Source organism: Nostoc sp. PA-18-2419 (assembly GCF_005869855.1).
Lineage (GTDB): Bacteria > Cyanobacteriota > Cyanobacteriia > Cyanobacteriales > Nostocaceae > Nostoc.
Window position 1 is genome coordinate 1 of the sequence record NZ_SZNH01000014.1, and the last position, 22289, is coordinate 22289.

Consider the following 22289-nt stretch of genomic DNA (forward strand, 5'->3'; position numbering starts at 1 on the left):
CACTTTTTGATTGGTGTATTCTGCTACTTAGGTCGGGAGTGGGAACTTTCTTACCGCTTAGGAATGCGTCCTTGGATTTGCCTAGCATTCTCCGCACCAGTAGCAGCAGCTACAGCAGTATTCTTGATTTACCCCATCGGACAAGGTTCATTCTCTGACGGTATGCCTTTAGGTATTTCCGGAACCTTCAACTTCATGATTGTCTTCCAAGCGGAACACAACATTTTGATGCACCCGTTCCACATGTTAGGTGTGGCTGGTGTATTCGGCGGAAGCTTGTTCTCTGCAATGCACGGTTCTTTGGTAACCTCTTCTTTAGTTCGTGAAACCAGCGAAAACGAATCTCAAAACTACGGTTACAAGTTCGGTCAAGAAGAAGAAACCTACAACATCGTTGCTGCACACGGTTACTTCGGCAGATTGATTTTCCAATATGCTAGCTTCAACAACAGCCGTTCATTGCACTTCTTCCTCGCTGCCTGGCCTGTGATTGGTATCTGGTTTACGGCATTGGGTGTAAGCACAATGGCGTTCAACTTGAACGGTTTCAACTTCAACCAATCAATCATTGATTCTCAAGGTCGCGTAGTCAACACCTGGGCTGATATCATCAACCGCGCTAACCTAGGTATGGAAGTAATGCACGAGCGCAATGCTCACAACTTCCCTCTGGACTTGGCTGCTGGTGAGGTCGCTCCTGTCGCAATCACTGCTCCTGCTATCAATGGTTAATCATCAAGCTTAGTTCAATTAAAAACGCTCTCTGCTAACAGGGGGCGTTTTTGTTTTTATGGATTTTGGTTATTCAAAAAGTTTCTTTTGGAAAAACTCTCGTTAAAATACATAAGCCTCACCTTTTTCCTGACTATTATGGGCAACACTTTTGGTCATTTATTTCGGATCGCTACTTTTGGCGAGTCTCACGGCGGTGGCGTGGGAGTTGTAATTGATGGTTGTCCTCCACAACTAGAAATTTCGGCACAAGAAATTCAAGTAGAACTAGATAGAAGGCGTCCAGGACAAAGTAAAATTACGACTCCCCGGAAAGAAGCAGATATCTGCGAGATTTTATCAGGAGTATTTGAGGGCAAAACTCTGGGAACACCTATATCAATTTTGGTGCGAAACAAAGACACTCGTCCCCAAGACTACGACGAGATGTCCGAAAAGTATCGTCCTTCCCACGCAGATGCAACTTATGATGCAAAATATGGCATTCGCAATTGGCAAGGTGGCGGTAGGTCGTCAGCGCGTGAGACAATTGGAAGAGTAGCAGCAGGTGCGATCGCTAAAAAAATTCTCCGCCAAGTTGCCAATGTAGAAATTATCGCTTATGTCAAGCGGATTAAGGATTTGGAAGGTATAGTCGATCCAAATATTGTTACCCTAGAAGAAGTAGAAAGCAACATTGTCCGCTGTCCTGATGCTGAATGCGCGGAACGAATGATTGAATTAATCGAGCAAATTGGTAGACAAGGTGATTCTATTGGCGGTGTAGTAGAATGTGTAGCACGAAATGTGCCTAAAGGTTTAGGCGAACCAGTATTTGATAAATTGGAAGCTGACATTGCTAAGGGTGTTATGTCTTTGCCTGCTAGCAAAGGTTTTGAAATTGGTTCCGGTTTTGGCGGAACGCTGTTAACAGGAATTGAACATAATGACGAATTTTTTATTGATGAAAATGGCGAAATTCGCACTTTAACCAACCGTTCTGGTGGTATTCAAGGGGGAATTTCCAACGGAGAAAATATTATTTTACGAGTTGCTTTTAAGCCAACAGCAACAATTAGGAAAGAGCAAAAAACAGTAACTCGTGAAGGGGAAGAAACAGTTTTAGCTGCAAAAGGAAGGCACGACCCTTGTGTATTACCGCGTGCAGTTCCGATGGTAGAAGCGATGGTGGCATTAGTGTTATGCGACCATTTATTACGGTATTACGGTCAGTGTAAGGTGCTGTAAAGTTACCCAGTATAACGCATAACTTTTAAGATAGTTGCTACAATTACAGCAGATTTCAATAAGCATGAAGTACACATCTTCGTTTAATAACTATGGTACAAAACTTATTATAATTCACCAATCCTGATGCCTCGGCAAAGCTTCCTTGCTTTGCTAGTGAATTTACTAATTCTGCTGTATTTTTCTTTTCCAAAGTAATAAGAGAGTATAAAAAACAGACAAATAAAGTTGTGGGGAATACGTTACATTCCCTTTAATATCTTAAAGATGCAACTTGAAGACAAATTTATTACTTATGATAGTTACTAAGACTTATTGGAATCAGTGAAAATGGATATAAGGTATAGGCAAGAAAAATAGATTTTAGTCATTGAGGTTCAAAGCATGGAGTCGACAGGTGAAGTTCTAATTGTGAACTCGTCCTGGTATCTTCCACTGCCGTTAAAAGAGTATGCAATGAGCCGAGTAACTGTCTACTTTTATAGCAACGGCTGGGTTCCAATTAAATATTGTTCTTTGCAAAAGGCAATTTTGTTATACCACAAAGCCAAATTAGAAGCTAAGGAAATTTTATTATTTCCTGTTGATTTAGATCCGAATAAATTCTCAACCTATTTTAACTAAAATGCATTTAGGTAAATCATTTTTTCAAAAAATTTGCAATTAATAGAATCTACTATAGAGGCGTACTTGTGTACGCCTTTACTTACTAAATTCTATTATAATATTGATTTGAAGTTTAAAGCCAAAAGTTTTCTTTTAGTTTAGCGATTTATTATACTTTTTAATTGGTAATATACGTTATACTACGTCCGGTTCAATTAATTATAATTTATAACTTTCCATATCTCTACGTGTCCCGTTTTTATATCAATGTTAATATTAAGCGTTTATTTAGATAATAGTAAATGTGCAAATTAAAAAACTTTTAGCGTAGCAATGGGTTTTTGTTCTGCTCAGTTCTCTTCAATCTTGCTTACGGATGTTTAAAACTCTCAATCAGAAAAAGGATATTCTTTTAACTAAAGACCAATACGTAAATCAATTATAACATCATCCAGGCTTATATACCCTTATATCTATATCTTGAGAGATAGAATACAGCAATTTTTATTTGTAAAAATTTTCCAACTTTGAGACAGTAAATTTCTGGAAATTCCATTATCTCACGTGTATAAAATTATTAGTTGATATTATAAACCTGAAAGGTAATTTATGATTAGTCGAACTTTAGACTTGATTTTTATCGATAGCTTTGCCTTTATGATTAACAAAACKCTAGGTTTAATACTTAGTACTAAAATTTGCAACTATTCCYGGGAAGGAAAAACCAAGGAGGTATCTCAAACACAACAGCTGGATGCTGATCATCCACCTCAACTTTCAATACCACAAGACGTTAAACACGGGCATTAAAACTAAATAAATCGATGAATATTCTCATAAATCACCCCATTGATTCTAGCCAATGGGGTGAAGATATCTCAATTACGATTTTGTTAGTTAACACATAGTTTTCAGTTATTTCTAAGTAGATAGCTATGATTAAATTTTAACATGTTATCACGAGCGTTCCGCAGCGTTTAGTAGAGAAGCAATCCTAGAAAGTTTGTGATTGCTTTGCTCGCAATGACAGAGCATATTATATTTATCTGTGTCCATCAACTTAAAACTGTTTTGTCATATAAATTCTACCAATTCAATTAATGATTGCAATATATCCTTGGTTCAAGACGCGATGAACCGGGTCTCTACAGATGATCTATTTGTCAGATTCTTTTTTTAAATTAGTATTATTTATTATTTGATTTGATAGCCATATTTCTTGTACAAAGCCTCTGCTTGTCCTTTATTGTTAGTCAACAAATGAACTGTTCAAGTGGTAATCTACGACGCATAAGTTTTAGTAATCAAACTAAACCTGAACGCAATGCAACTACCGCTGCTTGTACGCGATCATCTACTGCTAATTTATTCATAATGCCCCGGACGTGAGTTTTGACAGTATTGGGACTGAGATAGAGTTTTTGGGCAATTTGTGGGTTGCTTAATCCGTCTACCATCAGTTTCAACACTTCTAATTCACGTCCAGATAAGTTGGCGGTGTTATTGGTGGGTGAGGACGGTTTAAGATTATCAATTACTCGTCGGGCAATTTGCGGATCAAGATAAGCTGCGCCATCAACTGCGGCTGCGATCGCATTTAACAATCGTTCCACACTTGCGCCTTTGATACAATATGCATCCGCACCGCTAGACAGTGCGGCGATAATTTCTGTCTCTGTTTGATGTGATGTCAGCATTACCACATGAGTTCCTGGTAAAGATGCCTTAATTTGTTGTGTTGCTGCAATTCCATCTAATCGCGGTAACCCAATATCCATAACCACAACATCTGGTTTTAGTTGCAGTGCAGCTTGCACGCCCAAATAACCATCTTCGGCTTGTCCAACAATCTCCAAATCGGGATGAGCCATTAACGATTGCTCTAATCCGAGTTGCATCATTGGATCGTCTTCAACAATTAATACTTTTAACATAAGTTTATTATTTGTCATTTGTCATTTGTCCTCTGTGAGAAACTTGAAGCAGTTCGTTGGCAGGGTTTAGCTGCTTAAAGGAACCACTGCGTTGCACGCTTCTACAGACTCCTTCAGTGGCGTCTGATCTCAGGGAGGCTCGCTGAGTTTTTTACTTTGCTGTTTGTCATTAGTCATTTATTGTTTGTGCAAAATTAATGACTGATGACCAATGACTGATGACTAATGACTAATGAGAATTTTTCTACTCTTCTACCCGATAACCTAATTCAGCTAGACTCACCCGCGATTGTCGCCATTTTGGCTCGACTTTCACAAATAGTTCTAGGTAAACTTTGCCAGCAATTAATTTTTGGATTTGTTCGCGGGCTTCGCTACCAATTGCTTTGAGCATCGACCCGCCTTTACCAATCAGTATACCTTTTTGGGAATCGCGCTCGACGTTGATGGTAGCGAGTACACGAGTAATGTTAGCAGTTTCTTCTACTTGGTCTATGGCGATCGCTACTGAATGGGGTACTTCTTCACGAGTCAAAAGTATAATTTGTTCTCGGATCAACTCTCCCATAATAAAGCGTTCTGGCTGGTCGGTTACCAAATCGGGCGGATAATATAATGGTCCTATTTCTAAATGTTGTATTAATAATTCTTGCAGTTGTGGTAATCCTGCACTCGTCTTGGCTGAAAATTTGACGATTTCCCATTCATAGGACTTGGCCATCTCTGTGTAACTATCATCTAAAAACTGGGAATCATCGCGTTGTTGGTCGATTTTGTTCACACCTATAATTACTGGTGTTTTGCTGCGACTGAGCAAATCAGCAATGTAGCGATCGCCTGCTCCACAAGCTATTGCTCCGTCTACCACAAACAGCACTACATCTACCGATTCAATGGCTATTTTTGCATTTTGCACCAATACTTCGCCTAATTGATGGTGGGGCTTATGAATTCCTGGTGTATCTACAAAAATTAACTGCGCCTCTGATGTAGTTAAAATTCCTCGCAAACGATTACGTGTGGTTTGCGCTACTGGTGATGTAATGGCGATTTTTTGTCCTACCAATTGATTCATTAAAGTAGATTTACCGACATTAGGACGACCTATAATGCCAATAAAACCCGATTTAAACTCAGGAGGAGCCTCAGGGATTGTTACTTCTCCTGAAAATGAGAAGGTGTAATCATCAATACTAGTCACCTTTTGCTCCACCTTCATATTTTAGAATTGGAATAACTTGGTTTTTTCTTAATCTGAAAACAGACATAGAATCACCCTAACATTTTCGGGGATTACTTTTGTTGAGGTTTAATCTACTACTAGCTCCACACTCATATTTTACAGCTGGGGTAACTTAGTTGTCAGAATTTAAGAGTCAGAATTTAGGAGCCTCGGTGGAGACTTTGTAAGCAACGCGACAGAATRGTAGAAAAATCAACGGTGGTACGGGTGCTTGATTTTCTCCAAATTAAGAAGTTGAAGCTTCCAAATCTAATAAAAAATTTACCTGTTTTCAATTGTGAATACTCAATTCTAAGTTATGAATTCTTAAACTTAGTTTTTTAGATACAAAACCAACATAAAATTACCTTGGCATTTATAGGGAAAGCTTTTGCTTAGGTTTAATTTATTACTAACCCAAGCTGAAGTTTAATCGACTACTAAATATATTTGGATCAAAATGTCAAGAAAAGATACGGGAGAACCCAAACGCATTGGAATTCTCACAAGTGGAGGAGATTGTTCTGGCTTAAATGCTGCAATTAGGGCTGTAGTAAATTGTGCTGTGAATACTTACGGCTGGGAGGTTTTAGGAATTCACCAAGCGACTGTTGGATTAATGGCGCGTCCGCCACAGTTCACGAACTTGGAAATTGATCGAGTTGATTCGCTGTTAACTGCGGGTGGCACAATGTTGGGGACAACTAATAAAGGCGACCCTTTTGCTTTTCCAATAGCGGATGGAAGTGTATGCGATCGCTCCGAAGAAATCATCGCAGGTTACCATGAACTAGGTTTAGACGCTTTGATTGGTATTGGCGGCGATGGTAGTTTGGCAATTCTGCGCCGACTTGCACAACAAGGTGGTATTAACTTAGTAGGAATTCCCAAAACCATTGACAATGATATTGGTATTACTGAACATGCCATTGGTTTTGATACAGCAGTAAATATTGCCACGGAAGCACTAGATCGGTTACATTTTACTGCTGCAAGTCATAGCCGAGTTATGATTTTGGAAGTGATGGGGCGTGATGCAGGACACATAGCCATAGCTGCGGGAATTGCAGGCGGAGCAAATGTAATTTTAATTCCCGAAATTCCCTACACAGTCGAACACATTTGCCACAAAATCAAAGAACGCCAAGAGAAAGGCAAAAATTACTGTTTGATTATTGTTTCGGAAGCAGTTCGTACCCAAGATGGCGAAAACGTAACGATTACGAATCGCTTAGGTCAATCTCGATACGGTGGAATTGGTGAATATTTAGCGGATCAAATTATCCAGTGCATCGGTGTAGAAACGCGAGTCACCGTTTTAGGACACATTCAACGGGGTGGGACTGCTTCACCACTTGATAGATTAGTTGCAACAGCCTTCGGCGTAGCAGCGGTTAATCTGATTGCAGAGAGTAAATACGATCGCATGGTAACCTGGCAAAATCGCCAAGTATTAAGCGTACCAATTACAGAAGCGATCGCCCAATATAGCGCCGTCGATCCCAATGGTACTTTAGTTAAAACCGCCCGGGGTATGGGTATTTATTTGGGAGATTAGATGGAGTAGGGACTGGGAAAGGTGGGGACCCCTCTGGGGATAAGGGGTAATGGGGACTGAGAGATGGGGAGATAAGGGACAAGCAGAATAACTCTTCAGTTAACAGTCAACTGTCAACTGTCAACTGTTAACACTCTCAATTGCTAAAACCAGGGATTAGACGCTTTAAAGCACGGGTGGTAACATCGCTATAGCGTACTTCTCCGCACATAACCTTACTCATGACTTGGGGGGCAGAGGGGTGCTTGACACCAACTTTGTAGCCAATGTTGGGAAATCGATAGAATGCTCCAGCTAATTTTTGCGCCCAAGCCATCTCAGTACCCCACTGTTCGCTAATGGCTTGGCTGTATTTTTCTAAAGCGTTGGCATCGCCAGCTAGTGCTTCATTTATAGTTGCAGCTGCAAGCAAACCGCTAAAAATTGAAGGGCGAATACCTTCTGCTGTCATCGGATCGACTACACAAGCAGCTTCCCCAGCTAAAAGTGCATTTTGAGCGTGCAGCTTTTGATTACCATCCCAAATACAAAGGGGATGACCATATTGCTTGCTAGTTTTGAGGTCTAAATTTAATGATTTGGCGTACTCATCTAAAATCTTTTTAAAGTCCTGGGGTTGACGGCCAATAAATGCCCCCACACCTATTGAATAACCATCAGCTTTGGGGAAGTTCCAAAGATAGCCGTTTTTGACTAGACCAAACTCAAAATGAATTGTGGGTTGGTTTTCTGCAATACCAGGAACTTCTGCTTCCAAAGCTGCTGTTAACACCCGTTTACGTTCTTTGAAACCTAGCCATTTCGCCATCGAGCCTTTAGCACCATCAGCTGCGATTAAGTAGCGACCTGTAACTGGCTCATTAGCTGTGTTAACTTGCCAATAGTCGTTTTGAAATTCGATACCAGTTACTTCAGTATTATCTTGGAGTTTAGCTCCTTGTTTCTGGGCTTGCTGGACTAAGAAATGGTCAAAAACATCTCGGCGTACCATCCAGATTGGTTCTTTTGTGTTGATTTTCGCTTCCACCGGGTCGCCTAGTTTCCAGGTAAAGCGAAGCAAGTCTGCTTTTAAAGAAATCGCTGGGCTAAAATCAAAGTCAAACCATTGAGCGATCACTGGAGATACACCACCACCACAAGGTTTATATCTTGGCAAGGATTGTTTTTCTAAAACTAATACTGAGCGACCCTGCTTAGCTAAATGATATGCTGCTGTTCCACCGGCTGGCCCAGCACCGACAATGATGCAGTCGTACATATTGTTGAATTGTTGTTCCTTAATTAGTTTAAGGTAACGCGCCTACCAATATCTTATATACAGTAATGGATTCAGTATGTACCGTCTCAAACCGAGAGTTCAACCGTTACCATTTGTCGTTTTGGTTGATAAAATTATTTAGGGACTTTTACTGTAATTCATTCGCAAAAAATCGCACTTTTGATCTCCTGGAACTAATATTAGATTGCATATTTTGGTCTTTTAGTCAATCTTTCTTAAGTTAAATACTTATTTATTTGAAGAGAAATTACTTGGTAGATTTAATTTATATAGCTCTAAACCTTCGATGTAAGCGTCATTTGCTCAAATATAATGTTAGGTAAATTGATAATTATTTTGATTTTAATGGAATTTGAAAACTTGAAATTAACAAAATTGCATGACAAATTTATATCTATAGATAGAAAATCATCAAATATAGAAATTTCAGATTGCTTAAATGATACGATAAGTTTTAATTAATTTACTAATAAAGATTAAAATTATCCTTGTATATAAAACTGATATATAAATAGCCTATTATATGTGTTGATATCTAATCTTTCTCTAGTAATTAAAAGAGAAATAATCTAATGATTGAGTGCTAATTTATAAGTTGAATCTTGCTTGCAGCTCCTACTTAACTATTTAAATATACTTACTTTAACTCAATCAAGATTAGTTAGAGGCTATAAAAGTCAGTTGTTGGAAATGTGCTGTATGTATGTAAATCTCTGGCCGGGAAACGTATATCCTTTAGGTGCTACTTGGGATGGAAAAGGTACAAATTTTGCTTTATTTTCAGAGAATGCAACAGGTGTAGAGCTCTGTTTATTTGATGATGATAGTGATGAACTCCGCTTGTCTTTAAAAGAAAAAAATAATTTTGTTTGGCACGGTTATTTACCAGGAGTGGGGCCAGGACAACGGTATGGGTTTAGAGTACATGGGCCTTGGGCACCAGAGGTAGGTCATCGCTTTAACCCCAATAAACTACTGATTGACCCTTATGCCAAGGCAATTGATAGTGAAATTTGCAATGATGCGGCGATTTTTGGTTACTCATGGGACGCTGCTGAAAAAGACTTAGCTTTTTGCGAGCTAGATGATGCCAAAATAATGCCGAAGTGTGTTGTCATTGATGAATCATTTGATTGGGGAGATGATAAACTGCTGCGTACACCTTGGCACGAAACTATTATTTATGAAACTCACGTCAAGGGCTTTACCAAGCTGCATCCAGATGTTCCAGAAGAATTGCGTGGTACTTATGCTGGGCTAGCACATCCAGCAGCAATTCAACACTTGCTGCAATTAGGAATTACAGCAGTTGAGTTAATGCCTGTACATCACTTTTTGTCGCGTCCAGGACATTTAGAGTCAAAAGGGCTAACCAATTACTGGGGCTACGATTCGATCAATTATTTTGCACCTTACTCTGGCTACAGTGCTAGTGGAACTTTAGGACAACAGGCCATCGAATTCAAGCAAATGGTCAAGGCTTTGCACTTTGCGGGAATTGAGGTGATTTTAGATGTGGTTTATAACCACACTGGTGAAGGTAATCATTTAGGCCCAACCCTATCCCTACGAGGTGTTGATAATGCGGTGTACTACCGCTTGGTTGACGATAATCCCCGCTACTATATGGACTTTACTGGTTGCGGTAACTCTCTGAATGTGCGCCATGCTCAAGTCCTCAAGTTAATTATGGATAGCCTGCGCTATTGGGTAACACAAATGCACGTCGATGGCTTCCGCTTCGATTTAGCTTCGGCGTTGGCACGGGAATTATATGAGGTAGATAACCTATCAGCCTTCTTTGACATTATTCATCAAGATCCAATTTTGGCAGATGTCAAGCTAATTGCTGAACCTTGGGATTTAGGAGAAGGAGGCTATCAAGTAGGTAATTTTCCGCTGCGTTGGTCTGAGTGGAATGGCAGATATCGGGATACTGTAAGGGATTTTTGGCGCGGTGTAGATGATAGCCTTGGGCAATTTGCTTATTGTTTTACTGGTAGCCCTGACTTATATCAAGCAAATGGGCGCAATCCAAATGCAAGTATTAATTTCATAACTGCTCACGATGGCTTCACGTTGAATGATTTAGTCAGTTATAACCAAAAGCACAACGAGGCAAACGGGGAAGAGAATCGTGACGGAGAAAGCCATAACAGATCCTGGAATTGTGATGCAGAAGGAGAAACCGATAGCCCTGAAGTATTGCGCTTGCGCGAACGTCAAAGGCGAAACTTTCTAACAACCTTAATGCTGTCTCAAGGTATACCAATGCTGTTAGAGGGAGATGAAATTGGTTGTAGTCAGAAGGGCAACAATAATGCCTACTGTCAAGATAATGAAATTTCCTGGCGGAACTGGGACTTACAAAAAGCAAATATGGAGCTATTGGACTTTACACGCGAACTGATTAATTTCCGCCATCAGCATCCAGTATTTCGACGACGTAAGTGGTTTCAAGGTCGCCCGATTCGCGGTTTTGGGATTAGTGATATTGGTTGGTTTAACGCCGATGGCAGTGAAATGACTGAAAGGCAGTGGCTAATTAGTTATGCCAAGGTAATGGAAATTTTCTTGAATGGAGAAGGGATTGTTACTCCAGGAACTCAGGGGGAGCGGATTATTGATGAGAGTTTTCTGCTATTTTTTAACGCTCACTACGAGATGATTGAGTTTGCTCTACCCTACGGTTTAAACCAAAGAGGATGGGAAATAGTGATTGACACTAATGAACCTCGTTTCCTGCATCCAGGAAAGTGGGTTTCCGGCTCTCAAACTGTACCAGTTACAGAGCGATCGCTTGTAGTGTTACGTCTTATTACTTAGAGTAATTCACGATTTTTATCAAAATGCTATTTTGCTTACGAGCAACGCAAATATCACTGTTTAGTTGTTCGTTGGAAAGGTCAWAAAGTATATTTTGATGTATTGATTAACTTTGTGCTGTATTAATAGCAATGCTAAACGCCGACTTATGTGAAGGAACTCAACTACAGATAATACTGCGATCACTCAATTAGGGTATTACTTAAAAGCAGCTAATTAGAACTGGAGTTTAGACTTGTTCCTGGCGCAAAACTCACCAGACTATCACCAAACAGTACTAAACTCCACGCATTAAGGTTTGGTGTTGACTACTACATTTTTAGTGTTATCACCCAATGCCTAATGCCCAATCTCCAGTTTATTCTCGCCGTTGTTGATAATCTTCAGAAGACATCGGATCTAATTCCCAGCGAGCATCGTCACGTTCCTCTAAAATATCGTTGGTACGTAGAAACGTGCGATCATCCATTTCTAGTCCTACTGCTGCTTCTATTTCTTCAGTTACACTTTGGTCGGGAGTGGGAGCCGTACCACCAACAGCTTCATCCCCAACTGCATCTGCATCCTGCCAATAAGCATCAACATCGCCACCAGTGAGTTCCGGGCTAGTTTCTGTGTACTGCTGTCTTTCGTCTTGTAGCGATCGCCCACCAATATTATACCCTGGCAAGTCTTTCACACCAGTACCGTAAGATTCAGTTATTTCTTGCGGCAAATCATCGGTTTTTATTTCGTCATTAGGATTTTTTTCTGCCATATTATTAGCTCTTTTCTGCAATCTTACAATAACCTTTTATTGTTGCCAAGTTGTCTTACTAAAGATGTATGGCTTTAGTCATAAAATAATCTATCCCCTTAGTACGAAGCTAAATTAGCTATTGCTGCGTAACATTGTAAACATAAATTCATGGTCAAGCGACTTGTAKTTGAAGTTGTTAGTTATGAGTTAGGAGTTACTCAAACGAAATTATTCGCTCATCAACTTCTCACTCTTAACTATTTTTTATTAGCTAAAAACTAAAATTGTAATTGATTGATTTAATATTTTATTAATGTTGTTAACTGCCTGAATGCCAAAAAAGACATTCAATAATTTTCAACAGCGGAGGTAGAAAGTGGAATTCGATGAGTTGATTACACACGTACAAAGTCTTGCTCAATCAGATTCCCGTTAAGACGCAGAACGTGCTAGCCGTGCCACGCTAGAAACACTTAAAGAGATGACGAAGCACAAGAATTGATGAAAATATTAGCTAGCTAAATACTAGAAATAAACAGGTAATACCATACTATGGCTCACAGTAACAATCATCCTGATAATAAAAAAGTAGCTATCCTCATCGAGCAAGGAGTAGAAGATGTAGAATTTACAGTTCCTTATAATGGACTAAAACAAGCAGGAATTGAGGTAGTAGTCCTTGGTTCCCGGATGAATGAAAAATATAAAGGTAAACGCGGTAAATTAAGCATACAAGCTGATGGTACTACAACGGAAGCGATCGCAGCCGAATTCGATGCGGTAGTCATTCCCGGGGGAATGGCTCCTGACAAAATGCGACGCAATCCCAATACAGTACGCTTTGTAAAAGAAGCTATACAGCAAGGAAAATTGGTAGCTGCGGTTTGCCATGGTCCACAGATTTTAATTGATGGCGATTTGCTTAAAGGTAAACAAGTTACTGGCTTTAGTGCTATTAGCAAAGACATCACTAATGCAGGTGCAAATTATTTAGATGAACCCTTGGTAGTAGATGGTAATTTGATTACATCTCGTGAACCTGGAGACTTGCCAATTTTTACCACAGCTATTTTGAGTCGCTTGGGTTATGGTGGGAAAGATGCTGCATTGCCAGATGAAAAAGATACAACTGCCCAATGGTGGAAGCTAGCCGATGCTTGGGGCGGCTCAACAAAAAGTGAAATTGGCAGAGGTTTAAATACTGCCCTTGCTGGCGAACGTTATTCGCTCGAAGCTTTAGAAAAATACCTCGAAAAAGAATCAGATGGTGAAGTAAAATCTATTTTTCAAGAAATAATTGGCAATAAACAAGCCCATATTGAAAAACTAGAAACATATCTTCAAGTATTAGGTGAAAAACCTTCTCTAGGGGCAAATATCGCCAATCAATATGCCAAGGTAAAAAGTGTTTTAATAGGAAGTGACGACATATATCAACTACGTTCTGCCTTAGGAGATGTGCAAACAGGTATTGGCGATATTGGAAATTTGTGTGCAATGCATACTGACCCAGTAGCAACTGCTATTTTCAAAGAGATTTATCAAGATTTGTTGAAATACGAACAGCAATTACTAAATTTGTATCGGGCGCGGACAGCCGCTCAAATTCAGCCTCCTAAACCGACGACAGGCGCTGCTGTATCGATGTAAATAACGGTTTGTAGAGAAGCATAGCTGCGCTTCTCTACGAGAAATAGACTTTCTTAAAATCTCGTTTCTATGAATCATCTGGAAATGCAGATATAGTGGCTCTACCTCTTGACCAAAAGAAAGAAAAACAACTTGATTAAAGTTGTTCTTGAACATTGAATGGCAAATAATTATTCAATGTTGTGGATTGTACGCTCAACATAATGCAATTAAGGACTTTATGAATCGACTGAATTCTTGGCTAAAAAATATTCGTATCCGCCAGACAATTGTGGTTTTTCTGGTAGGATTTATGTTTTTACTCGGTCAAGCTTTTAGCTACGGTAATGTAGCACAAGCTGATGTCACAACTCCAGAAGGTACTTATTATAAAGCCACACCAGACTCCCAAGGTGAAATTAGAAACGACAACCAAATCGGAAATGTTCAAAATAAATTAAAGGGCACTATTGATAATGTCCGTGAAAAGCTCAACTTGGATGAAAAACCTCCTAGAGCTACAAGAGAGTTTTTTGATTCTACAAAAAGCAGAGATGTAGACAATAATAGCGGATTTTATGAAAGTCCAGAGGGTTATTACCAAAGTCCTGCTAACTCAGCAGATAGAAACTAATACCCTGACGCGGAACTCAAAAGTCAACAGTTCGACTTCGCTCACCGTTTACACTGAGCGAAGTCCAAGTGTCAAACTTGAAAAGCAAATCTTTGTAAGTACGCTTGCATCTTTTCCATTTATTATAAAATCCATAGTTTTCCATCAGGCAGTAAGAAACTTTTACATAATGTTTTCTACTGCCTGTTTTTCTATATATCAATTACCTTTAACATTCAGTGCGTATTGTTTAAACCTTTCCAAATCAGCTTGAATTGTTGATTTTACTATCCGCCCCAAGAATAAGTTATCCATTATTTTGCCAATAACACCGGGAATGGCATAGGAAATAGTCATTTTAACTATAGTACTACCGTGGCGATCGTAAAAGCGAATCGCTCCCTGGTTTGGCAAACCATCAATCGATTCCCATTGAATAATTTGGTTAGGAATAACTTTGAGAATTCGAGATTTCCAAGTAAATTCTAGACCGTTACTACTCAATTTCCAAAGAGATATATCCGGATTATCTGGCGGAACCTTTACTGAATCAATCCACTTCATCCATCGGGGCATTTGCTCTAAATCAGACCAGAGGCTCCATACTAAATCTATGGGAGCTTCTACTTCTATTTGCACAGTATGCTCTAACCAATCTGACATTATTTTTTCTTCCTTGGTGTCCCTTTGACAGAAGTTAGTGCGCGTCTATGTCAATTTTTTAAACTCTCTAAAATCGCTTTTGCTGCACGTTGTCCAGAAATGGTCGCTCCCTCCATACTGTCAATATAGTCTTGCTGAGTATAACTTCCTGCAAGGAAGAAATTATTCACTGGTGTCTTTTGGTTGGGACGATACACATCCATTCCTGGGGCTTCTCGATAGAGAGACTGAGCAAGTTTCACTACGCTATACCAAGTCATATTTAACTCCCGCGATGAAGGAAAGAGTTCGTGGACTTGCTTGAGGACGTGCTGAGCGATCGCTTCATTACTTTGTGCAATAAAGGGATCTCCAGGCGTCAGCACTAGCTGTAACAACGATCCCTGTCCTGGGCGATAATAATCAGCAGGGCTAGTCAACGCTAAATCAGCAAAACAAGAAAAGTCAGCATCAGCTGTATACAGCAAATTATCTATTCCAGCCGCTTGATTTAGCTGTTTACGCTGTTCTCCATCGTTGAGTTCTGTCACCCAACCATCAAAGCGTAATTGCACTGTTGCTACTGGGACTGCATTCAGTTTATAAATATTGTCAAATTCTGACCACTTACGCCACTCTTGGGGTAAAATTCGCTGGATACCTGGAACATCACAAGCAAAGACATAAGCATCAGCAGTAACAGTTTCTACTGTATCACCTTGGGCTACTATTATCCCAGTGACGTGGGTTTGTTCGTCTGATGTAAACTGAATTTCACGCACTTGGCGACGAGTATAAATTTTGGTGCCTCGGACTTCCAGATATTCCAGAATCGGCTTATGCAAATATTCATAGGGAGAACCTTGCAGCATTCGCAGCACTGAAGCTTCAGTTCTAGCTGCAAAGAACTGGAATATTGTTAACATACAACGGGCAGACATATTTTCGCAATCAATAAATCCCAATGCGTAGGCGATGGGGTTCCACATTCGTTTAATGCTACCATTGCTGCCACCATGACTGCGGAACCAATCAGCAAAGCTGATTTTATCTAAATTGCGGATGATTTTCATCGCTCCGTTAAAGTCTACTAACCCGCGAACTATCGGACTAGTACCCAAAGCGATCGCATTTTGCAATTTATCCTGCAATGATAATTGAGAAGTAGTAAAAAATGCTTTTAAGCCATTAAAAGGCGCACCTGTAATAAACCGAAAATCTAAAGCACCAGTCTGGCCTCCTTTATTAATAAAAGTGTGGGTATGTTCTTTGAGGCGTAAGTTTTCTAACACCCCCACTTTCTTCATCAAGTCAAATAATTGGTAGTAGCACCCAAAAAATACATGCAACCCCATTTCTAGATGGTTGCCATCTCCATCAACCCAACTGCCAACTTTACCACCCACAAACGGACGAGACTCAAAAATCTGCACTTCACAACCAGCATCAGCTAGATCTACTGCGGTTGCTAGCCCAGCCAATCCCGCACCTACAATTGCAACACGCATTCCGTCGTTCCTTTTCAGTTTCTTTACAGATTGTAACTGGATTGGTGTCGGAATTCGCTACTTAATATCAACTTCCCTGTATATTAGGGCTGGGCAATGTCAATACTAAAACGTCTTTGATTACTCCTTTTAGTCTCAGCAAATGACCAGACGCGAGAAAAAGGCGTCTGTATCAATTAAACAGACTCTTGTTTATTGTAGTGGACTCAAAAAAGTATCACAGCTATTTTTTAGTGGTAAAGCAGTTATCTGGTAAGTGATAAAAGTATCTTCTTACCTATTTACATCTTTGCCATCATCAGTCACAGGCAAACTTCTAATCAGTTCGCGAATAACATCGGTTGCAGGTCTACCTGTTTGTTGACAATATTTTTCTAGCTTTTCCGCTTCCTGTGTTGCGAGATTCACAGTTATACGTTTTACAGCCCATTTTTTATTTGTCATTATCATGCTATTTGCTATACATTTAGATCATCGAAAAAGTCTAACTAAAGAGGAAAACGATAAGATTATCAGAGTTGGTGTCAGGAAACAAGTAATACCATTAATATTAAGATTGTTGGTTTTGTCAAAGGATTCATCATCTTCTAAAAAAATCAAAAAACTATACTTTTTGTTACCATTGTGACAGATAAAAAGCAGATACTTGCTTGTGAAAATAATAACCTTAGTAGTAGCATGAGTAAACCCTGATAATTAAATTTTCAAGAGTGAATTTGAGACACCTACTGTTGACTCAATCAAGATTTCCAAAACTATTTTCTCAGGAAACCATGTGAGGTTGTCTGTTAGCCAAGTTTACCTAACGTTCTTGGAGAGAACATATGGTATAACACCTGAGGTTAAATCCTGACCCAATGACGGGTTGGAATGGTACACATAACTAGTAAACACTCACTTCAAAGTAGGTAAATAAGCATCGCTCTAGACTAAAGACTATGTACACACATTACTCTAATCAATCAGCTAAGAGTTATTTCAACGGTTCTAACTTTTAGGTTTTGTTAATTAAAGAGATTTATTTCCTGTATCAATCTTGCACTTAGAAAAACTGAAGTGTAAATATTTAAGATTCGTCAGTAAAATTTAACAGCATTATCTGTAATATTACACAGATGAATCTCATCAAAAAAGTGATGTTAATTGAGTGTTGCTTAGAACAATATTTTAGTTTTGTCTCATGCTTTTACAATAACTCCCCGTAAAGATACGATGATTTTTTAGATATTTTTTCTCTTCCCTCCAGCGATATACTTTATTGTTAAGACAATAAATTATTTTTTATTTATTTTCTTCATCTATCTGAAGGTGATAGAAATTATTTTTAGATAATTCTTGGGTTACATATTTAAGAGTAAAATTTTTGAATTGAGCTAAACTAGAATATAAATATTTACCAAAAGATATTTGATATTTAATCATTATTTATTAGTAAGCATACTGATAAATAATGATTGAATATTTAAAGATTTTTTGGTAATGTATTCATTATAACCACTAAATATGCACTTTAAATAATCTTTATTTAGACACAAATGATCAATTTTTTCACTCTTTATAAAAAATTTATGAAGCAGAAGATATACTTTTGAGCTTTTGCTTAATAATATTGACACATAATAAAATATTGAACGGAGAAAGTTATTAAACAAATATTGAAATATTTAGCAGCATAAGTTAGGTTTAATTAAAAGGTAATGTTTAAAATAAATGTAATAAATAATACTAAAAATTAAATAAATTAAAATACTGGAAAATTTGAGAATATAGGTACTTCATGAAATTTAGGTAAAGTAAACTTATAATCAATAGTAAAATTCGTTCTTGGCATTAACCACATAAAGAACAAGGGTGGAGTAAAACTTAGACATAAGAAGGAAAAACTCCTGTCCAAAATAGGACAACAAGAGAAGAAACTTGGGGAAGAGGGAAACCAATTGTCCTATTTTAGGACATCATAACAATATTAATCTGGTAAACCGTAACTTTCAGTTTGGGCGAGTAAGGAGCAGGAATAGAAACTTCTAAATTATGCAAATAACATGCAAATTTATCCAAGTAGAGATTACAAAGTGCCCTACCTTGATGGGTATGTTAATGAAGAATAGAAAAAAGTAAAGACTTAACTATTTTAGTTTTTTCCATTCTTCCTACCAAAATGCAATTGCGTCAATATGTGTAGTCTTATAGAGATATTAATTTTTCATGGGTGCAATTTGACATTGAGGATTACGGCGAGGAGTGCAACTATTCAAATTTGAGCTGTGGCATGAGTTGAAGAGTACCAATGCCTAAATCTTTAGGTGAAAACGATCGCGCTTCAAACAAGACCATCATATCTCGTAACTGGGGATTTCCTCGAGAAGCTCCGGTGAGTCCTTTGGCAATGATTAAACCACAGTAGCCTTTAGTATTTTTACACCGCTGATTCCATTTTTTCCGGGCTTCTAGATGGATGGGATCTTCATCTAAAAATTCACCAAATAGGAACAATTCGCCATTTTTACTTTGTAATAAACCGAGGTCATAGCGATCGCCATCAAAGGGGTCGGCACCTGGATTAAAGCAAATTGCTTTGAGTCCACCTGCTGCTTCAATTCTTTCAATTACAGTCTTAGCTTTAGGGCGGGAAGTTTGAATTAAAATCACTGGTAAACCGTCACCCACTGGTTTGATTTCACCAGCCTTATGGTAGTTGACACCTTTACGCAGATACTCCAACATTTCCCAGGACACTACACCTAAACTCAGGAAAGAATCTTCTGGTATCAAGTCATCTTGTAATGAGCGGAAAGTCTCAGAGCCAAGATTGTCAATCTCTCGATCCTCAATACCAAAGCCAGCCATTTCCTCTAATTCTGCTGCTAACTGCGGCATAGTAGAGACTGTCACAGACACAGATTTAGTTGATTCTTCAGACTGTGGAGGAGAAATACGATAGCGACGGCTGAGGGTGGGGAAGGTTTCAGAATGCAGCTGGCGACGGTGGTCGCGAAGAAAGCGGCTCAAGCTTTCGATCGCAACAAAGATTACCAGTGCTTCCTCATCATATAAAACAGAACGCAGTCCTTCTAAGGGGTGGATATTACCAAAAGTGGGGTCAATATCTGAAAGTGGCAGATCAGCCAAATCACTTGCATCATCTTCATCTTCGTCGGTTTCGTCAGCACTCTCAAAAGTGAGAAACAGACAATCTTGCTTAAGGAAGGCTTCTTCTAAACGCTCTTTTGATTCTTCATCTCTTAAAACTGCGGCACGAAACCGCTTGAGAGACTCTTCTGAACGATAAAACAAAATACCATACTCCATTCCCAGCATTCCCATAATGGAGGCATAGAGTGTACCAACATCCCACTTATTAATTTCTATTGATAAAATTTGGTGTTCTTCCAAAAATTCCCAAGGTGCCGCTTGCCAAATTGCAAATGCCTTCTCTCGCAAAATTTGTGCGTACTGTGGGGGTAAATCAGGGGTTTGACTATCGAGGATATCAGCGAATCCGCGAAACAATTCGTCAATTAAAGGTAGTTCTGGTGCGTAGTCAATGGCGATATCCAAATCTTGCAGCACCCCTCGCAGGTAAAATTGGATTTCGCGGTCTTTGACTACAATTCTTTGGGGTCTGGCAGGTTTTGCTGGACTGTGGGGATGTTCCATTGCTCGCATTAAGGTGCGAACTATTGCTTCCGGGCCGATATCTGAAGCTACCACGTCCATTCCTCGGACAATACCTTGAGAGAAATCTACCCAAAGAATGCATTCTCCTTTGGACTCTGAGTCTGAATGCTGGTTTGGTGATGACAACGGACGACGATCGCCCTCCCATACAGAAGGAATTTGAGTTAATTTCTTCAACCGACGACTGGTAGAGCGATTAAAACTTGTCATAAACTAACTTAATCAAAACAAGCAATTTAGGAAGTAAACTTTTGGGGATGGCTAGCCTCGGATTAAATTTTCATGGCTGCACCAGAAGGGTGGTTGCATCTGTGGGCTGCCAAAAAACTCGAACTCCAAAAAGACAAATCTATAAAATATAGTGAGTCTCTCAATTCTAGAATAAAAATCTTTGGGCGCTTTTGACGGAGTGTTTACAATTTGGTATTTAGCGACATCTATGCCGCTAGAATGGATACAAAAACACCAAGGCAACCTGAAGGCAACAACAAGCTTGCACAGGGTAACCTTAGACCAATTAAGGAGTTGAAAAAGCAAATGACACAGGCAACTGAGCTTCAACAACGCGGAATTCTGTTGAGCGAAACCGCATTGCGCCAGGTAAAATTCCTCCAAGACAGGCAAGGCAAAGACTTATGCTTACGAGTAGGAGTACGTCAGGGTGGCTGCTCTGGGATGTCTTACATGATGGACTTTGAAGACGCCAGCAAAATCGGTTCTCAGGATGAAGTTTTCGACTACGACGGCTTCCAAATTGTTTGCGATCGCAAGAGTCTATTATATCTTTACGGCTTAATGCTTGATTATAGCGATGCAATGATTGGCGGTGGCTTCCAGTTTACTAACCCCAACGCCAGCCAAACTTGCGGTTGCGGTAAGTCATTTGGGGTGTAAGATTGTGGTTTGTTAGTTGTCATTTATCAGTTGTCCTCTGGTGCAAAGTTGAGGCAGTCCGTTGGTGGGGTTCCCCCATCTAAAGGAACTGCCGTTGAGCCAATGCCCGACTAAAGTCTATTGGCAGTCAACCAACTGGTGTCAAATCGGCCTAAGCCGACGCCTGACTTTGCGCTTTGTCATTTGTCCAAAGCAAATGACCAATGACCAATGACTAATGACTAATGACTAAATAATTAATGACTAATGACCAAATAATTAATGACTATCGACTAATTTAGTATGACTCAAACAGTTGAATCCCTGTTTGATACAGGTTTAGAACGTTATAAAGCTGGAGAATCACTAGATTCTTTAATCCCTGTGTTTAAAGAAGTGTGCGATCGCGCTCCTAGAACTAGTTCAGCTTGGATTTGTTTGGCGTGGTTATATCTACTCAATAACAAACCTAACTTGGCTTACAAAGCTGCGAATAAAGCAGTCAAATTAAATCCACAAGACCCACAAGGGAGAATTAATCTTGCCCTAGCAATGCTGGAAACAGGTCAAAAAGGTTTGCGGGAACACATTGACTTTGCACAACAGTTAATTTTTGTCAACCAAGAATGGGCTGACGAAATAAAAAATAGTATTGAAGACGGCTTAACCAGGAAACCAGACTGGCAGAATTTGATAAAAGTTAAAAAATGGCTGTTTGAAGAGTAGGGACTGGAGAGTGGGGAGATGAGGGAGATGAGGAGATAGGGAAGTTTGGGGAGTGTGTGGGGAGAGGGGGGCAAGATTTCTTCCCACACCTCCCACACCTCCCACACCTCCCACACTCCCTGTTTGCCCCATGCCCCATACCCAGTCCCCATTACCCCTTATCCTCAGAGGCAACTCTACCTTCCCTAGTACCCAGTCCCCATCCCATCATGAAAGATAAGTTGTTAAATTGGCTAAACGTGGTTTTAGTCGCAGATGTATTTTTAGTTTTGTTTGGTTTTAGTTGGCTAGCGATTGCTGCGATTGGTGATGCTGCGGGAGTAAACCTGGGTTTGGATTTGTGGCATCAATTGTGGCAACCCTTATTCAACCCAGCAATCGGTATCCTCATGGGTGGTGCCATTCTTAGCGGTATTATTAGTTGGGTTTCTAAAAAATTTTTTTCTAATCAATAGTTAAGGAATTGGGGCATTGGAAGGGCTGAGTTGGGAGTTAAG

General features: G+C 39.5%; 18 protein-coding genes. 10 read left to right on the plus strand and 8 right to left on the minus strand.

The annotated features are described in order from the left end of the window. From FCR06_RS15930 to FCR06_RS15940, 3 genes are all read left to right on the plus strand, one after another. Window positions 1–732: photosystem II q(b) protein (locus FCR06_RS15930; RefSeq protein ID WP_138501321.1), on the plus strand; the 732-nt coding region annotated here is incomplete at its 5' end. Window positions 733–870: 138 nt separating this feature from the next. Beyond that, the gene (aroC, locus tag FCR06_RS15935) at window positions 871–1959 is read left to right on the plus strand and encodes a chorismate synthase (RefSeq protein ID WP_138501323.1); all 1089 of its coding nucleotides are present in this window, start codon (window positions 871–873) and stop codon (window positions 1957–1959) included. Window positions 1960–2343: 384 nt separating this feature from the next. Beyond that, window positions 2344–2583 carry a hypothetical protein gene (locus FCR06_RS15940; protein ID WP_223280160.1) on the plus strand — a complete coding sequence of 80 codons (240 nt, stop codon included), beginning with the start codon at window positions 2344–2346 and terminating at the stop codon, window positions 2581–2583. Window positions 2584–3869: 1286 nt separating this feature from the next. On the opposite strand, the gene FCR06_RS15945 is transcribed toward FCR06_RS15940, so the two are convergent. Continuing rightward, a complete protein-coding gene (locus tag FCR06_RS15945) occupies window positions 3870–4517 on the minus strand; it encodes a response regulator (RefSeq protein ID WP_138501325.1) in 648 nt (215 codons plus the stop codon). Between the two features lie 226 nt (window positions 4518–4743). Continuing rightward, window positions 4744–5718: a GTPase Era gene (era, locus tag FCR06_RS15950; RefSeq protein ID WP_138501327.1), complete on the minus strand. Its 975-nt coding sequence runs from the start codon at window positions 5716–5718 to the stop codon at window positions 4744–4746. Between the two features lie 463 nt (window positions 5719–6181). Here era and FCR06_RS15955 point away from each other — a divergent pair, with 463 nt between their 5' ends. Next, on the plus strand, window positions 6182–7279 hold the full coding sequence (locus FCR06_RS15955; RefSeq protein WP_138501329.1) for an ATP-dependent 6-phosphofructokinase: 1098 nt from the start codon (window positions 6182–6184) through the stop codon (window positions 7277–7279). Window positions 7280–7415: 136 nt separating this feature from the next. Here the strand turns inward: FCR06_RS15955 and FCR06_RS15960 are convergent, their stop codons facing one another. Further along, the gene (locus FCR06_RS15960) at window positions 7416–8537 is read right to left on the minus strand and encodes a geranylgeranyl reductase family protein (RefSeq protein ID WP_138501331.1); all 1122 of its coding nucleotides are present in this window, start codon (window positions 8535–8537) and stop codon (window positions 7416–7418) included. Between the two features lie 720 nt (window positions 8538–9257). On the opposite strand from FCR06_RS15960, the gene glgX reads away from it, so the two are divergent. Further along, a complete protein-coding gene (gene glgX / locus FCR06_RS15965) occupies window positions 9258–11384 on the plus strand; it encodes a glycogen debranching protein GlgX (protein ID WP_138501333.1) in 2127 nt (708 codons plus the stop codon). Between the two features lie 358 nt (window positions 11385–11742). On the opposite strand, the gene FCR06_RS15970 is transcribed toward glgX, so the two are convergent. Next, window positions 11743–12141, minus strand: coding sequence for a DUF6335 family protein (locus FCR06_RS15970; RefSeq protein ID WP_138501335.1), 399 nt, complete (start codon window positions 12139–12141; stop codon window positions 11743–11745). Window positions 12142–12675: 534 nt separating this feature from the next. Between FCR06_RS15970 and FCR06_RS15975 the strand changes: the two genes are divergently transcribed. Together FCR06_RS15975 and FCR06_RS15980 are read left to right on the plus strand one after the other, a co-directional pair. Next, window positions 12676–13773: a DJ-1/PfpI/YhbO family deglycase/protease gene (locus tag FCR06_RS15975; protein ID WP_138501337.1), complete on the plus strand. Its 1098-nt coding sequence runs from the start codon at window positions 12676–12678 to the stop codon at window positions 13771–13773. A gap of 220 nt (window positions 13774–13993) precedes the next feature. Beyond that, the gene (locus tag FCR06_RS15980; protein WP_138501339.1) at window positions 13994–14386 is read left to right on the plus strand and encodes a hypothetical protein; all 393 of its coding nucleotides are present in this window, start codon (window positions 13994–13996) and stop codon (window positions 14384–14386) included. 198 nt (window positions 14387–14584) lie between these two features. Here the strand turns inward: FCR06_RS15980 and FCR06_RS15985 are convergent, their stop codons facing one another. The 4 genes from FCR06_RS15985 to FCR06_RS16000 form a co-directional block, all read right to left on the minus strand. Further along, window positions 14585–15028: an SRPBCC family protein gene (locus tag FCR06_RS15985; RefSeq protein ID WP_138501341.1), complete on the minus strand. Its 444-nt coding sequence runs from the start codon at window positions 15026–15028 to the stop codon at window positions 14585–14587. A gap of 50 nt (window positions 15029–15078) precedes the next feature. Next, on the minus strand, window positions 15079–16515 hold the full coding sequence (gene zds, locus FCR06_RS15990) for a 9,9'-di-cis-zeta-carotene desaturase (RefSeq protein ID WP_138501343.1): 1437 nt from the start codon (window positions 16513–16515) through the stop codon (window positions 15079–15081). 273 nt (window positions 16516–16788) lie between these two features. After that, window positions 16789–16965 (minus strand): CopG family transcriptional regulator, encoded by a 177-nt coding sequence (locus tag FCR06_RS15995; RefSeq protein WP_189523449.1) that lies wholly within the window; start codon window positions 16963–16965, stop codon window positions 16789–16791. Between the two features lie 1797 nt (window positions 16966–18762). Continuing rightward, a complete protein-coding gene (locus FCR06_RS16000; protein WP_138501347.1) occupies window positions 18763–20403 on the minus strand; it encodes a DUF6930 domain-containing protein in 1641 nt (546 codons plus the stop codon). 327 nt (window positions 20404–20730) lie between these two features. Here FCR06_RS16000 and FCR06_RS16005 point away from each other — a divergent pair, with 327 nt between their 5' ends. The 3 genes from FCR06_RS16005 to FCR06_RS16015 all read left to right on the plus strand — a co-directional run bounded on the left by FCR06_RS16005 (window position 20731) and on the right by FCR06_RS16015 (window position 22247). Continuing rightward, a complete protein-coding gene (locus tag FCR06_RS16005) occupies window positions 20731–21087 on the plus strand; it encodes an iron-sulfur cluster assembly accessory protein (protein WP_138501587.1) in 357 nt (118 codons plus the stop codon). A 282-nt stretch (window positions 21088–21369) separates the two neighbouring features. Next, entirely contained in the window at window positions 21370–21792 is a 423-nt protein-coding gene (locus FCR06_RS16010) for a tetratricopeptide repeat protein (RefSeq protein WP_138501349.1), read from the plus strand. 209 nt (window positions 21793–22001) lie between these two features. Continuing rightward, the gene (locus FCR06_RS16015; RefSeq protein ID WP_138501351.1) at window positions 22002–22247 is read left to right on the plus strand and encodes a hypothetical protein; all 246 of its coding nucleotides are present in this window, start codon (window positions 22002–22004) and stop codon (window positions 22245–22247) included. Window positions 22248–22289: the final 42 nt, after the last annotated feature.